At 43.2% G+C, this 15,552-nt stretch carries 11 protein-coding genes and 2 pseudogenes; 7 read left to right on the plus strand and 6 right to left on the minus strand.

The window, feature by feature from the left end; genetic code table 11:
- Positions 1 to 37: 37 nt before the first annotated feature.
- Positions 38 to 1,165, minus strand: a complete 1,128-nt coding sequence (locus IQ224_RS05440) for an aldo/keto reductase (RefSeq protein ID WP_002790964.1) — start codon at positions 1,163 to 1,165, stop codon at positions 38 to 40.
- Positions 1,166 to 1,395: 230 nt separating this feature from the next.
- Between IQ224_RS05440 and IQ224_RS05445 the strand changes: the two genes are divergently transcribed.
- Positions 1,396 to 2,871, plus strand: a complete 1,476-nt coding sequence (locus tag IQ224_RS05445; protein ID WP_194032667.1) for a leucyl aminopeptidase — start codon at positions 1,396 to 1,398, stop codon at positions 2,869 to 2,871.
- Between the two features lie 168 nt (positions 2,872 to 3,039).
- Here the strand turns inward: IQ224_RS05445 and IQ224_RS05450 are convergent.
- Positions 3,040 to 3,246, minus strand: a pseudogene (locus tag IQ224_RS05450) (transposase); the annotation flags it as partial.
- Between the two features lie 78 nt (positions 3,247 to 3,324).
- On the opposite strand from IQ224_RS05450, the gene IQ224_RS05455 reads away from it, so the two are divergent.
- From IQ224_RS05455 to IQ224_RS05475, 5 genes are all read left to right on the plus strand, one after another.
- Positions 3,325 to 4,539, plus strand: coding sequence for an RNA-guided endonuclease TnpB family protein (locus tag IQ224_RS05455; RefSeq protein WP_194032668.1), 1,215 nt, complete (start codon positions 3,325 to 3,327; stop codon positions 4,537 to 4,539).
- 134 nt (positions 4,540 to 4,673) lie between these two features.
- Entirely contained in the window at positions 4,674 to 5,858 is a 1,185-nt protein-coding gene (locus tag IQ224_RS05460; protein ID WP_002747512.1) for a tetratricopeptide repeat protein, read from the plus strand.
- Between the two features lie 77 nt (positions 5,859 to 5,935).
- Positions 5,936 to 7,813: an ATP-dependent zinc metalloprotease FtsH4 gene (gene ftsH4, locus IQ224_RS05465; protein WP_194032669.1), complete on the plus strand. Its 1,878-nt coding sequence runs from the start codon at positions 5,936 to 5,938 to the stop codon at positions 7,811 to 7,813.
- Between the two features lie 310 nt (positions 7,814 to 8,123).
- Complete coding sequence (locus tag IQ224_RS05470; RefSeq protein WP_002747517.1) at positions 8,124 to 8,456, plus strand: DUF4164 family protein; 333 nt, start codon at positions 8,124 to 8,126, stop codon at positions 8,454 to 8,456.
- Positions 8,457 to 8,561: 105 nt separating this feature from the next.
- Positions 8,562 to 9,908 (plus strand): TIGR03279 family radical SAM protein, encoded by a 1,347-nt coding sequence (locus tag IQ224_RS05475; RefSeq protein WP_002747519.1) that lies wholly within the window; start codon positions 8,562 to 8,564, stop codon positions 9,906 to 9,908.
- 355 nt (positions 9,909 to 10,263) lie between these two features.
- On the opposite strand, the gene IQ224_RS05480 is transcribed toward IQ224_RS05475, so the two are convergent.
- Positions 10,264 to 11,058: an MlaE family lipid ABC transporter permease subunit gene (locus tag IQ224_RS05480; RefSeq protein ID WP_002735680.1), complete on the minus strand. Its 795-nt coding sequence runs from the start codon at positions 11,056 to 11,058 to the stop codon at positions 10,264 to 10,266.
- A 186-nt stretch (positions 11,059 to 11,244) separates the two neighbouring features.
- Here IQ224_RS05480 and IQ224_RS05485 point away from each other — a divergent pair, with 186 nt between their 5' ends.
- The gene (locus tag IQ224_RS05485) at positions 11,245 to 12,429 is read left to right on the plus strand and encodes a class I SAM-dependent rRNA methyltransferase (RefSeq protein ID WP_002747523.1); all 1,185 of its coding nucleotides are present in this window, start codon (positions 11,245 to 11,247) and stop codon (positions 12,427 to 12,429) included.
- On the opposite strand, the gene IQ224_RS05490 is transcribed toward IQ224_RS05485, so the two are convergent.
- The 3 genes and pseudogenes from IQ224_RS05490 to IQ224_RS05500 form a co-directional block, all read right to left on the minus strand.
- On the minus strand, positions 12,396 to 12,806 hold the full coding sequence (locus tag IQ224_RS05490; protein WP_194032670.1) for a VOC family protein: 411 nt from the start codon (positions 12,804 to 12,806) through the stop codon (positions 12,396 to 12,398). The two genes, IQ224_RS05485 and IQ224_RS05490, sit on opposite strands and share 34 nt — an antisense overlap.
- A gap of 184 nt (positions 12,807 to 12,990) precedes the next feature.
- Entirely contained in the window at positions 12,991 to 13,698 is a 708-nt protein-coding gene (locus IQ224_RS05495) for a hypothetical protein (protein WP_194032671.1), read from the minus strand.
- Positions 13,699 to 14,128: 430 nt separating this feature from the next.
- Positions 14,129 to 15,274 (minus strand): annotated as a pseudogene (locus IQ224_RS05500) (NACHT domain-containing NTPase); the annotation flags it as partial.
- Positions 15,275 to 15,552: the final 278 nt, after the last annotated feature.

Raw genomic sequence — 15,552 nt, forward strand, 5'->3', positions numbered from 1 at the left:
TTGACGATCCCCAAAAAAAATTTTTCCCAGTTTCGTCCTAAGATGACCACAATCTCCGTTGCGCTGGTCCGTTGAGTAGTTCGTGTGTATCAAATAACAGACTGGGAATCGGCAATTTTTCCGGGCAGCGAGGTAAACAATCACCACATTCAGTACAATTATTGGCCTTGCGTCCGGGGAACCAATGACCGGCATTTTCCAGCATTCGATAGCGATACTGGCCAAAATCGGTCATTTCGTAAGCTACTGCCAGATTCCGCAGTCTCAACACTTCGGGGATATTAATATTTTCAGGACAGGGTAAACATTGATAACATTGGCTACATAAATCTGTAGCTAATTTATCGGTTAAATGTGTCTCTAAACGCTTAAAAACGGCAATTTCTGCCGCATCTAGGGGCTGATCTCGTTCAGATACGTTAATAATTGCCTCTAATTCCTCTGGGATCGCTGCCCCGACGCTGAGGGTAGTAATGCGCGGATCACTCAATAAAAAGCGATAATTTAGCTCTAGGGGTGAAAAAGGGGCGCATAATTCCTCTAGCTTCTTGGGAGGTCTGTGGAGACTACCTCCCTTATCAGCAGGGGAGATAATAAACACACCCATGTCCTTTGCTTGGGCTAAAGCGATCGCTGGTTGCTGTCTTTGCCAAAAAAAATAGTAATGGATATTGACAAAAGCGAAGAAATCTGTATTGATCGTCTCGAGAATAATTTCTAGGGGTGCATGGGTAGAAAAGCCAATATGACCGATTTTTCCAGCCTCTTGGGCCAGAAAAACGGCTTTCATGCAGCCTTGCGGGTCTTTAATCCAGTTTAAATGCTCGCGGGTGTTAATACCGTGAATTGCTAGACAATCGAGGTGATTTAATTGTAATCGTTCTAGGGATTCGCCGATCGCTTTTTCCATAGTTTGGCGATCGGGAGTGGGGACTAATTTCGTGGTCAGATAAACCCGCTCCCGCACCCCTTGACGCTGCAGGTAGCGACCGAGAAAAACTTCGCTATTACCGTAACCTCTGGCCGTTTCTAGGTGATTAATCCCCAATTCTAGGGCGCGATCGAGTGTTGCGGCAAATACCGACTCTGAGGACAAACAGCGCATTGTCCCCAGAGAAAACAGCGAAAATTGCCAATTAGTACGGCCAAATCGTCGATAACGCATTGATTCAGTTATCAGTTACCAATTTAAGAAGGACTAAAGATATTATCGAAAAAATAGGGTCTATTTGGAGATTTTAGGCAGTTTAATCCTTATTTTTGCCTTTTTTGAACCATCAAAAATTAATTATGCAAGGGGTTTAATAAACCTGAATAGGCGATCGATGATAACTGATAGAGCTTACAGTATAGTGATTAATAGAAGCATTTTGCAAAGAATTATCGAGATAAAGAATGGATATTCGATCGACTGACACCTCGCTCCTTACTTGGACAGGAGATACTTTAGCCCTAGGTTTACCAGAAGGAGCCGTAGAGATTGCAGGAGAATTGGCAGAATTAAACAATAAACTGGGGGGAACCCTAGGGGAACTCATCTCCGAGACGGAATTCGAGGGAAAATCAGGCAGCAGTGCGGCGACTCGTCTAGGTGGTGGTGGTCCGATTCGCAAATTAATCCTGGTGGGATTGGGAAAAACTGCCGATTTCGACCTGCAAACCCTGCGTCTAGCGGCCGCCGCGATCGCTCGTCTGGCCAAACAACAAAAAAGCCAAGCTCTGGCCATCAGTTTACCGGTAGTTGGTGATCAGTCCGCCACCGCCGGAGCAATCACGGAAGGACTACTACTGGCCAATCATCAGGATACCCGCTTCAAGTCCACTAAAGAGGAAAAAGGAGCCAAATTAGAAACCGTCGAGTTATTGGGTTTAGGAGAGCAAGCATCTGCGATCGCCAAGGCCGAGCAGATCTGTTCTGGGGTGATTCTGGCCAGAGAATTAGTCAATGCTCCCGCTAACACCGTTACCCCCCTAACCATGGCAGAAACCGCCGAGCAAATTGCCAGCGAATACGGATTAAGTCTTAATATTCTGGAACAGGAAGAATGCGAAAGCTTGGGTATGGGAGCCTTCCTAGGAGTGGCCAAAGCCTCGGATATTCCCCCGAAATTCCTTCATTTAATCTATAAACCCCAAGGAACCCCGAAACGTAAACTAGCAATCGTTGGCAAAAGTTTAACCTTTGATTCCGGCGGTTTGAATATTAAAGGGGCCGGCAGTGGCATCGAAACCATGAAAATGGACATGGGGGGTGGTGCCGCCACCCTAGGCGCAGCCAAGGCGATCGCCCAATTACGTCCAGAAGTGGAAGTACACTTTATCTGTCCGGCTACGGAAAATATGATTAGTGGTCGCGCTATGCACCCGGGGGACATTTTAACCGCTTCTAATGGCAAAACTATTGAAGTCAATAACACCGATGCCGAGGGACGATTAACCCTGGCCGATGGCTTGGTTTTTGCGGAAAAATTAGAGGTGGATGCGATCGTGGATCTAGCCACGTTAACCGGGGCCTGTGTCGTCGCTTTGGGGGACGATATCGCCGGTTTATGGAGCAGCGATGAGAGTCTCGCAGCTCAAATCCAAGAGGCCGCTAAATTAGCCGGCGAAAAATTCTGGCCGATGCCCCTAGAAGAAAAATATTTCGAGGGGCTGAAGTCTCCAATTGCCGATATGAAAAACACTGGCCCGCGCCCCGGCGGTTCCATTACAGCGGCTTTATTTTTGAAGCAATTCATTAATAATACTCCCTGGCTGCACCTAGATATCGCGGGTCCCGTCTGGTGCGATAAGGAAAATGGCGTTAATAATTCCGGGGCCACCGGTTTTCCCGTCCGCACTCTAGTTAATTGGGTGATGGCCAATAATTAAGTTAACGGTGATCGGTAAGCGGTATTAGGTGAGGAGTATTTTCACTGTTTACTGTTTACCGATCCCTGACAAATCTCCCCAAACCCTAACCCCTATCTCAAGGTCGCGATTCATCTCCCGTTAAACTGCGTAGCGGTTAACGGGAGATGGATCGCAACCAGAATGAAACTAACGCAGTAGCCTTTCCACTTTTGGGGAGTTTTGGTTCTCGACGTATTTTTTTAGTTGTTCGACAGTAACGTCGCCACAACTAGCCACGAAATAAGCTCCCGCCCAAAAATAGGGTTTGTTGTCGAAATACTTTGCCGCCAAATCCGGGAATTCTTGTCTAATTAAGCGACTACTAACTGTTTTAAGGTTAGCGATTAGTTTGGTCCATGATTGTAATCAGTTGAAATATTGGGCGGTAAGTGTTATAATTTAACTATACATCACATCACGAAACTAACGACAGTGATAACGCTTACCTACCAGTACAAACTAGAGGTAAACAAGAAACAGGAACGAGAGATTGTCCACATTCTTGATGTTTGTAAGAGCGTTTATAATTACGCGCTCTCGGAACGGAAAGATTGGTTAAACTCTCGAAAGTGTCTTGCGGATCGCTGTTCGCTAGTTTCTGAGTACATAATTCCTGCGGATCAACCCTATCCAAATTACTTCGTTCAAGCTAAAAATATAACGGAAGCTAAAAAAGTCTACCCGATATTAAAGACAGTTAACGCTCAAGTCTTACAGCAAGTTTTAAAAACTGTAGATAAAGCGTTTGACCACATGAAATCGAAAGGCTTCGGCTTTCCTAGATTCAAAAAAAAGATGCGGAGTTTTGTTTTTCCTGCGCTGTCAAAAAACTTCTTAGGTGACGAATACTTAAATTTTCCACAATTGGGAAAAATTCGGATTAGGAAATCTAGGGAGTACCCGTCTGGGTTTGAGCCTAAACAAGCTCGAATTATCCAAAAAGCGTCGGGATTTTACGTTTTGGTTTCTTTCCAATCTACGGAATTAGTTCCCGATATGACAGTAGGGAAGACCTGTTTAGGAATTGACGCGGGAATTGAGAGTTTTGTCGCTACTTCACGGGGAGATTTAATCAAAGCCCCTCGATTTTTGTTGAAAGTACAGAGTAAGCTTAAATTGCTACAAAGACGCTTGAAACATCAAGTCAAAGGCTCGAACAATTGGTTGAAACTCCAAGATAAGATAGTGAGATTACACGAAAAAGTGTCTAATACTCGTAGAGATTGGCATTTTAAGTTAGCTCATTACCTTTGCGATCTCGCTGATAATATCTTTGTTGAAGATATTAACTTCGTTTCCTGGTCTAGAGGGATCGTTAGAAAACAATCTCTGGATTCAGGTATCGGTAGTTTTATTAACGAGATATTACCGTTTGTCGCTTGGAAACGGGGAAAATATCATCTTAAGGTTGATAAAAACGGAACCTCGCAAGAGTGTCCGAATTGTGGCGCAATTACTGGTAAAAAAGCGTTATCGGAAAGAGTTCACCGGTGTGATTCTTGCGGCCACATTGAACCGAGAGATACGGCATCAGCGAAGGTAATTGAGAACCGAGGAAAAAACGCGGTCGGACTGACCGTGTTAGAAAACGCTCGCGGAGGCGATTTGACGGGGATCGACTGGGTTAAACTCGGTCGATCTAGTTAAAAGCCTAAGAACCGAGAATCCCCCGCTACACCGCGCGAGCGATTAGCGGGGGAGAGTCAATCCCCGATAACTGATAACTGCTAGACTAATTGGGTGATGCTTGCAAGATTAATAAAACCAGTGTCGAGATTAGAATGCAGGGACTTTTAAGAAAACTTTGGCGTGCGATCGAAAACTTTTTTACCCGACTTTTGGGGGGACAAGGGGGAAAGGGGAAAGTACAAGCGATCGAATCTGTTCCCCTAACCGATACAGACTACGAGTTTCTCTATATGGAGTTACTCGATGGCGTGGCCCACGGTTGGCACGAAGGCAGAATTCTGAGATTTTTTGAGAAATTGGGCGATCGAGGTCGGCAAAAAGATTGGGTAGAATGGTTAGAGCGTTTTGGGACCCGTCTGCAATCCTCCGCTTCCCTTAACCAAATTCTCGCCACCAGAATGATCCGTTTAGGAGAATTAGCTCGCGCTTTCCCCGGGATTGAACGTATTGGTGAAGCTTCCTACGAGATCGGTTATCAACTCTACAGCAAAGAAACTGCCACTTTAATCTGGGAATATGCCGGCGAAGATGAGGCCCCGGGCAGTTATTCCCTGCCGCAACCCCCAGAAAATCTCTTATATTCCGGTGAAACTAGCGATTTTAACGGTAATAACCCAGAAAATCCCCAATTAGAAACCCTCACCCTCGATGAATTATTTGACCGTCTGCAAAACGATTCTACCCTAGCGGGCCAAATGGCCGAACAATTGGGCATCGAAAATAAGGACGCAGAAAGCATTATTGATAGTCTGATCGCTCAATTTTCCGCCCAGGAAGGTAAAAACCCTGAAACTGCCGAAGATTGGTTTCATCAGGGCTTAGAACAGGCAAATTTAGGCAATTGGTCAAATGCGATCGCTGATTGGGAACAGGCCTTAAAGATCGATCCCCAACTAGCCTCGGCCTGGCATAATCGGGGTAGTGCCTTAGCCATGATTGGTAACTACGAAGAAGCTTTAAATAGTTATGATCGCGCCCTAGAAATCACCCCCAACGATCACCAAATCATTAACGCTAGAGGCAGCGCCCTATACGGACTGCAACGTTGGCAAGAGGCTTTAGAATGTTGGCAACAGGTGCTAGAAGCGGACGATAATTTTTATCAAGCTTGGTACAATCGCGGCAGTACCCTAGAAAATTTAGGCGAAACCCAAGCAGCGATCGCCTGTTATCAAAAAGCTTTAGGGATTGCGCCGGATTTTGAGCTTGCCCAAACTCGTCTAGAGGCTTTACTAGGGCAAAAACCGCCCGAAGACGACGGTAATCCCCCCGCCTGATTCAATCTGAACTTGAGCAGTCAACAGCCTACAATGAGGAGAGGATAGAGAATAATTTTAATCAATCAGGCCCAGCAATGAGTATAAAAAGCAAACCTCCTTCACAATCTCGCCTGATCGGTAATGTTTTATTAGCCGTAGGCGGCTTATTTCTGATTGTTAATCTCCTTTTCCCGCAATTATTTGGCCCTAGCGTCCCCAAAGTTCCCTATAGTCTTTTTATCGACCAAGTGGAAGATGGTAACGTCGCTAGGGTATCCGTGGGACAGAATGAGATTCGTTATCAGCTTAAAAACGACCAAGAGGGCAACTACGGACGAATTTTCAGCACTACACCGATTTTTGACCTAGAATTGCCCAAACGTCTAGAAGTTAAGGGCGTAGAATTCGCCGCCGCACCACCGCCAAAAAATGGCTGGATTGGTAGTGTTCTCAGTTGGGTGATTCCTCCCCTGATTTTTGTTGGTATTTGGCAATTTTTCCTCGCTCGCAGCGGTGGCGGTGGTCCAGCCGGGGCTTTATCGATTACCAAAAGTCGCGCTAAAGTCTATGTGGAAGGAGACACCACCAAAACCACTTTTAAAGATGTGGCCGGTGTGGAAGAAGCGAAAACCGAATTGGCCGAAATCGTCGAATTTCTCAAATATCCCCAACGTTACATTCAAATCGGAGCGCGGATTCCCAAGGGTGTCCTCCTAGTCGGTCCGCCGGGGACAGGAAAAACCCTGCTGGCAAAAGCAGTCGCGGGAGAAGCGGGAGTTGCTTTCTTTAGTATTTCAGGTTCGGAATTCGTGGAACTCTTTGTCGGTGCAGGGGCAGCCCGAGTGCGAGATCTGTTCGAACAGGCCAAGAAAAAAGCCCCCTGTATTATTTTTATCGATGAATTAGACGCGATCGGTAAATCTCGCGCTAACGGTAATTTTATGGGGGGTAACGATGAACGGGAACAGACTTTAAACCAATTATTGACGGAAATGGACGGTTTTAACGCTGGTGATGCGACGGTAATCGTGCTGGCCGCTACTAATCGCCCAGAAACTCTTGATCCCGCCCTTTTACGCCCCGGCCGTTTTGATCGCCAAGTGTTAGTTGATCGTCCCGATCTGGCCGGTCGCTTAAAAATCCTCGAAATCTACGCAGGTAAGGTAAAATTAGGCTCGGATGCGGATTTAAAACAGATTGCTACCCGTACCCCCGGTTTTGCTGGTGCTGACTTAGCTAATCTAGTCAATGAGGCCGCTTTATTGGCAGCCCGCAATCAACGCAGCACCGTCGCCCAAGAGGACTTTAATGAGGCAATCGAGAGGGTAGTGGCGGGTTTAGAGAAGAAAAGCCGGGTTCTCTCGGAAAAAGAGAAGAAAATCGTCGCTTATCACGAAGTTGGTCACGCTCTCGTCGGTGCAGTTATGCCGGGGGGTGGTAAAGTTGCTAAGATTTCGATCGTGCCTCGCGGTATGGCAGCCCTCGGTTATACCCTGCAAATGCCCACGGAAGACCGTTTCCTTATGGATGATACGGAATTACGCGACCAAATTGCTACTCTTTTAGGCGGTCGGGCCGCCGAGGAAATTATCTTTGGTAGTATTACTACTGGGGCGGCTAATGACCTGCAGCGGGCGACGGATTTGGCCGAACGCATGGTGACAACCTATGGTATGAGTAAGACTCTCGGTCCCCTAGCCTACGAAAAAGGTCAACAGAATAGTTTTCTGGGAGATGGCATGATGAATCCCCGGCGCTTGGTGAGCGATGATACGGCCAAAGCGATCGATAATGAAGTGAAAGAGATTGTCGAAAATGGTCATCAGCAGGCCCTGGATATCCTTGCTCAAAATCGCGATTTACTCGAAGAAATTGCCCAAGAAATCCTCAGTAAAGAGGTGATTGAAGGGGAACAATTGCAAGCACTGCTCGATCGCGTTAAACCCCTCGATCGAGAACCTGTTACTGTTTAGATTGATTTGATTTTTGCCTGACCCTATCTTAAAGAAAGATGGGGTTTTTTCCTGTTATACTAAATCCAGTTATTAAAAATTGATTATTTATTCTTCCTTTTGCCTCTCCGCAGTCCCAGAACCCCAAAAGTTTCAATTAATCTTAATCCCTATTAAAGATTGAAAGTTTGTAGGGTTGATTCATGAATCAACCCTACAGCGTTCCAATTAATCTTAACCCCTATTAGGGATTGAAACTTGCAGGCAAAAATCAGCGATACTGATATTGAGATCACGATGGTGAATCCAGAAGAGCTAAAGGAGACAGAAAATGGCTAACGAAACCGTCACTTATTCCCTAGAAGCAGTTCTGACAAGGATTGAGGGGAAAATCGATTCTCTGGAAAAACGGATCGATGAGAGATTTGATAAGGTAGATGAGAGATTTGATAAGATAGAAGAACGGTTGACGAAAGTGGAAATAGGACAAGTCGAACTCAAAGGGGAGATTAAAGCCTTGGATGAGCGACTAACCACAGAAATTAAAGGGTTAACTGCAAGAGTTGCCTATCAGGAATTTACCAATCGGGGGATTCTCATCGCTCTGATTGTGGTCATTTTAGGAGGGGCTGCTAAACTTTTTGGTTTTTTCCCCAATCCCTAACAGCGATCGCCCTAAAATGCTGTAGAATTAACTTGACAAATATTAAAACGCAGCCAAAGACTCTCTGGGAAATGCAGTTAAATAATTGGATGGCGACCTAAAAATATGAGTGAATTAACTATTCGTCCAGCTAAAATTAGTGGTGTCATCCCAGATTCGATCGCCGCCGAGGTAGGTTTTGAAATCGGGGATGCGCTTGTCTCTATTAATGGTAGTCGTCCCCGGGATTTAATCGATTATCAATTTTTATGTGCCGATGAACTTTTAACCCTAGAAGTGCTTGATAGTCAGGGCAAAACTCACCAAGTAAAAATCGAAAAAGATTATCATGAAGACTTAGGTTTAGAGTTTGAAACTGCCCTTTTTGATGGCTTAATTCAGTGTAATAATAAATGTCCTTTTTGCTTTATCGATCAACAACCAGAGGGCAAAAGAGAAACTTTATACTATAAAGATGATGACTATCGCTTAAGTTTTCTCTATGGCAGTTATTTAACCTTAACTAATCTCACCTCAAAAGAATGGCAGCGGATCGAAAAGATGCGGATATCACCGCTTTTTGTGTCCGTTCATGCCACGGAACCAGAACTGAGAATTCGTCTCTTAAAAAATCACCGCGCTGGTCAAATTTTAGACCATTTAAAATGGCTACAAGCGAGACAATTACAAATTCATGCCCAAGTGGTAGTTTGTCCCAATATTAATGATGGCATTCATCTCGAAAGAACCCTGTTAGATCTGGTTTCTTTTCATCGGGGAGATATTCCCTGTGTCGAGTCGATTGCCGTAGTTCCCGTGGGATTAACCCGCTTTCGTCCCCAAGAAGATGAATTAATTCCCGTTAGTCAAGAAAAAGCGCGAGAAGTTATTGAACAAGTCCAAACTTTACAGAAAAAATTTCGTCAAGAATTTGGCAGTAATGTGGTATGGTTAGCCGATGAATGGTTTTTAATTGCCCGAGTCGATTTACCCCCTCAATCTCACTACGAAGACTATCCCCAAATCGGTAACGGAGTTGGCTCTATTCGTCAATTTATTAGGGATTTTCAGAAGACAGCTAAGAAGTTATTGCCTGCTCAAATTACTCCCTCTAGACGGTTGGTATGGGTAGTGGGAAATGCGGTAGAACAAGCTTTTCAACCCCTAGTTAAACAGTTAAATAAGGTGCGGGGTTTAACCGTGGAATTAGTGGCTTTAAATAGTGATTATTGGGGACAGGAAATCACGGTTACGGGTTTATTAACCGGGCAAGATATTCTCAAAGGATTACAAGGTAAAAATCTTGGGGATGGGGTTTTATTACCTTCTCTCATGCTTAAGCATGGGGAAGCGGTATTTTTAGATGATATCACCCTAGAAACTGTTATTAATCAGTTAGGAGTCCCTATTTATCCAGTCCTGGGAGTGGAGGAATTAATTAAAACTTGTCTTACTCTACAATCCTTTCTCTGACTTTCTCTCACATATTGGTGAGCAGTAAAAGTGATTAAAAGAGGGCGAATGCAATTCGCCCCTACAATAATATTATTGCGCCAATGGTAGGGGCGTATCGTGGTCAGTGAGTTTATCGAACTGCGTGCGCCCAAAATATATAGTCATTTCAGATAAGTCTGATACACTCTAGACCAATTAAACCCTTATGAACTCTGGCATTGATATTCTCAATTTTAATTGAAATGACTATAATATAGATATTTCAACCAAATTGATTTGAGTTTTTACTGAGCGGTATTAAGTAAAAAATTGCCGTTTTCTTGGCACTGATAACTGATAACTGATAACTGATAACTGATAACTGATAACTGTCTTAGCCGATTTCCACATTACCAGTCCCTTGAAACATCAGCCAAGAGAGGAAAAAATTAGCCACAAAAATCGCCAATAAAGAAGTTACCACAGCCGTGGTAGTGGATTGACCAACTCCTTTAGCACCGCCGGTGGTGGTTAAACCCCAACTGCAACCGATAATGGCAATTAAAATCCCAAAAATTAGGGACTTTAACATAGAACTAATTAAATCCCATGTTTGTAGAAAATTTTGGGCTGATTGTAAGAATAGGGAATAGGAAACACCGTAAAGACTATCAGAAATCAATAAACCACCCAGTAATCCCGTGACTAAAGAGATAATAGTGAGCAGGGGTAACATTAAACTACAGGCAATCACCCGGGGAATGACCAAATAATCGATCGGATCGGTTTTTAAAATATATAAAGCGTCAATTTGTTCTGTTACTCGCATTGTACCAATTTCGGCGGCAAAAGCCGAGCCAACTCTCCCCGCCACCACCACCGCAGTTAAAACCGGGGCTAATTCTCTTGTTAAAGCCAAGGAAAGGACTCCCCCAACAAAACTACCCGCCCCAAAAAAAATAAATTCTCTGGCTACCTGAATAGTGAACACCATACCCACAAAAGCAGCAGTAATTAGGGCAATTGTCAAGGATTCTGGTCCAACAATGCTCATTTGTTCCAGAGTATTACGACGGTGGATTTTGCCATTAAGAATATGTAAAAAAGTTTGTCCCGCTAATAAACTGGCAGCGCCCAAACGCTGAAACCATAAACTTAAACCACTGGCAGCATCACTTTTCCTTGGCATTTGTCGAGGGACTATCGCTAAAATCTAACTTATTATAGGCGAGAATTCCCTCTGATTATCCCTCGATTGTGGGGACTTGCTTTGATGCCACTCGATCGAGGGATAACAAACCATGGTTTTGTGCTGCCAGCAGGGGATAATAGAATTATCTAGTAGCCGTCAGCTATCAACCCTGATTCTTTATCCATGCCAGATTTAGCGAAAATTATCCTGAAAAACCATAAAATTGATGCTGTTAAACGATTTCATCCTTGGATATTTTCCGGGGCGATTAAAGAGATGGAGGGAGAAGTCAAAGAGGGTGCTATCGTGGAGGTTTATAGCGATCGAGGCGAATATCTAGCCACTGGACTGTATAATCCTAGCAATATTGCCGTTAAAATTCTTTCTTTCCCAAAAGTCAGCGATATTGCTCAATTATTTCTCGAAAAATTCCAGAATGCCTATCAGCTGCGGCAACAAATCGGTTTAGTGGATAACCCGAAAACTAACTGTTATCGTTTAATTAACGCTGAAGGGGACGGTTTACCCAGCTTAATCGTCGATTGGTACAATGGCACGGCGGTTATTCAAGCTTATTCCCTAGCTTTATACCAACGTCTCGATCTGATTGTCGATTGCCTGAAAACTATCTACGCTGACAATTTACGGGCAGTTTACGATAAAAGTGCCGCAGTTTTAGCGAAAAGCGCCCATATTTCCGAAAATAAATACTTATTTGGTCAAAAAACCAGCGATGAGGTGTTAGAATCCGGCCATCGCTTTATTATTGATTGGGAAAAAGGACAAAAAACGGGATTTTTCCTCGATCAAAGGGAAAATAGAGCCTTATTATCTCAATATTCCCATAATAAACGGGTTTTAAACACTTTTTCTTATTCTGGTGGCTTTTCCATCTATGCTATGCAAGCGGGGGCTGCCCTAGTCCATTCCGTTGATAGTTCCCACGGTGCGATCGATCTTACCGAAAAAAATATCGCCCTGAATAATCTCAGCGAAGTTCCCCATCAATCCTACAGCACCGATGTTTTTAACTTCCTGCGCGACTGTCAGGAGGATTACGATCTGATTGTTCTCGATCCCCCCGCTTTTGCCAAAAGTATCCAATCCCGTCATCAGGCGGTTATGGCTTATAAAAGATTAAATTACCAAGCTTTCCAGAAAATTCGCCCCCAAGGTATTATTTTTACCTTTTCCTGTTCCCAAGTGGTTAACGAAGAACATTTTCAGGGGGCTGTTATGGCTGCCGCTATTGAATCAGCTCGCCCAGTGCGAATTTTAGCACGTTTAAGCCAACCGGCGGACCATCCCACCAGTATCTATCACTCGGAAGGTTCCTACCTGAAAGGATTGGTTTTAGCGGTGGATTGATGGAAAATTAAACGATTACCATCGGGATCATAGATGTAGATTTCCGGACCGTGGGAAGCTTGGCTAATTTCTCCCCTAGCACCATAGCCGATTTCGCTCCAATACTCGATCGCTTTTTCGAGACTCTCCACCTCGAAACAAATGCTCATGCCACTGCCCCTAGAATCGCTAAATTCCTCTCTGTGGGACTCTTTAGGGCAAAAAAGACCTAATTTAAGGTTAATCAGCCTAAATTCCGCATAAACGGCGGCAAGGTAGGGGCTTGGTTCCTGTTGCAACAGTTGACGATAAAACTGCACCGAGCGATCGAAATTACTCGTGCCTAGGGCAATAAAAGCCTCTGTGTAATTGAATGGACTATCGGTGGGGTTATTCATTGGGGTTGGGAAGCTTTTTCAGTGTTGCCAAAGGCACGGCGTAGCCGTCCAGTAAACAGTAAACTGATAAGCTGCTCGTAATTTAAATTGCTTGTTGAGACGAGGCAAAAGGCAACAGTAAAGGGATTGGGGGAAGTTCGGCTAATCTAAGAATAAGCGGTTTAAATGCGTCTTAGCTTACTATTTATTGAATTTTAACATTTAATTTATAGGTGGCATTGCCGCGAGTTCCTCCTACAATTATTTCATAATTTCCAGTAGCAGGTAATTTTAGACTAGATTGGGTAGCTTCTGTTGTCAATATTTCCCCATTCGGTGCAATCACATCAAATACGGCATTATTTTCTAATGATGTAATTTTCAGATCCATTCTCTGTCCTTGATTTGCTCTTAAGAGATAAATATTTCGACTCCCTCGCACAACCGATTGATTAACGGTGGCGCTATTAGTCCCTGGTGCAAACCGGATTTGAGACAATAAACAAGGTTGTCTTTGATAAACTTCTCGTCCCGTATTCAAAGAATCTGCGGTTAATGTCCAGATTGCTTGAGTTTTTTGGGTGTCTAACTCAATTTTTGTCGTGATATTTAAGTTTAACTGATTCCCCTTTTTTGTTCCTTGTAAGGTTTGAGTATAGGAAGTATAATAAGCTGCTTGTTCATTATGAATTGTAGCTTCTACCCGACCCGTGACTTGATTTCCCTGAATATAAATCCTCGCGGTAGCATCCAGATTATCATTAGCGACCGAAAAACAATAACCTTGAATCGAAGAAGTGCTAGACGCTTGGGCAATTTGTCGGGGGGGATGATTTGCTATCCCTGGTGTAACATTGACTAAACTTGTAAAAATGACTAGACATCCTAATAATTTCATCATCATCGGAACCATTCCAAGTTTTCACTAATACTAAACTAATTATCGCCCTAGCCACCATATTTAGGAGAAGTTCATTTATGAACTATTTTACCCGATTTTAAAGAATTTTGGTCTGTTTTTTTCCTCCGTTGATTAAGATTCGTCGATCTTACTATTATAGACCCTAACCCTAGAAAAATTAGAGCGGCTGTTACCGAAGGTTCAAAAACAGTTACCGGTGAATTTTGGATTAGATGTAATGTGCTTTCTATTTGGATGTTATAATCAGCTAAAGTTCGCCCCTCTTCTAAAACCCGCCAATTCAAAAATGGATTTTAGGTTCGATCCCCCCTTAGTCCCCCCTTGATAAGGGGAGCATCTGATAATTTTTAACGCCTACCTACTTAATATTTCGGTAATCTCATCCAATTGGAAAGGCAAGATTTGAGAAAAAAAGGAGAAGTTAAGGAACGCGGAGCATTCGGTCTTCGATTTCTTGCCAGACGGTAGGGGAAATATTAACAGCCACTTTTTGGCAGTCGAGAATCCGGCGATTAATATAAAAATAATGCTCGTCTATATCGTCAATTTCGTTGGGGGATAAATTAAGTAATTCAGGCGTTAAATTAAAAGCAGTATTCCACATTTTAAATAATTGATCACCAAATTCTTGACGTTCTTTTTTAGTTGCTTTATCATAAGGAATAATTTGTTTGAAAGCTTCTAAATCAGCGATTAATTGGGAAAAATTAACCTTAGAAATAATTCGATCCCGAGCCAATAAGTTAACTGACCGGACAAACTCATCGATAAGTTTGGGGGTAAAGAGGATGCTGACAATGTCGTAGGCGTAGGCGTGGACGATGGCGATGCTGTTGGTGGTGACGATGCCGATGGCGATGGAGATGCCGCGGGCGGTGACTTTGGCGATGCAGTCGGCGATGACGTTGGCGTTGGCGATGAAGAGCCAATAGACGAACGCTCTTCTTCCTACAGGTTTAATCGGACTATCAACAGAATCTTTAGTCATTTCATCTGCCCATTGTAAAATCGGCACTAATTTTTGACCGAGGGGCGTTGTAAGATAATTATGGGCTTCTTTCTCCATTGCTAATAACAATTTATCGGCTTTCCCTCGCATCAAACCCGCCACTAACAAAAACACCTCTTGCCAACGAGTTTCTGTTACATAATTCTTAACTGTTTCTTCAATCAAATCATTGTCATAGATATACTGAGCCGTGAGGTATTCCTGAAGGGTTAAATGAGAAAAAGAATAGACATCTCTCGCCCGCTCTACTAAAATTCCCTGTTCAATTTCAATGGTTTTTAATACTTTTTCTCCGTCCAGATGTTGCGGAGCATTTAAGTTTTGTTTAAGGTGATCTTTAATTTGCTTAACAACTTCTCGTTTTTCTAAAAAAAGTTTATCTGCTACAAAATTCTGATAAGCAATTTCAGATAGCAAAATTTCTTCTTGCTCAATACTGAGATTTTCATAAACTAAACCGCGATTAGGTAAACGTTTTTCGGCTGACCATTTTTCCAATAAAATTCGTAACGCATCTTGATAAAGGCGACTGCGATTTGTGGGAAAAGATTGATTTTCAGGCTCTTCGGGAATTGTTATGCAAATAATTAACTTAAAATAAAATTCGATGAGAGTACCTACGCCTAAAAGTAGCTGAAATCTATACAGGGAGACACTTACGGCACAAACAAGTTAATATCAAAAGATAGACAATCGAGTTAAGATTTGATATAATAGCCAAAAACCAGAGTATTTTACTTATGATACTTGACAAATTTTTGAACCTAAAAGGAACGTCTATTCAAGGCTATCTACACCTAGAAAATATCGGTATAGTTTGCCAAATCGAATCGAAA

Origin of the sequence: Microcystis sp. LEGE 00066 (assembly GCF_015207925.1) — a bacterium.
GTDB lineage: Bacteria > Cyanobacteriota > Cyanobacteriia > Cyanobacteriales > Microcystaceae > Microcystis > Microcystis ichthyoblabe_A.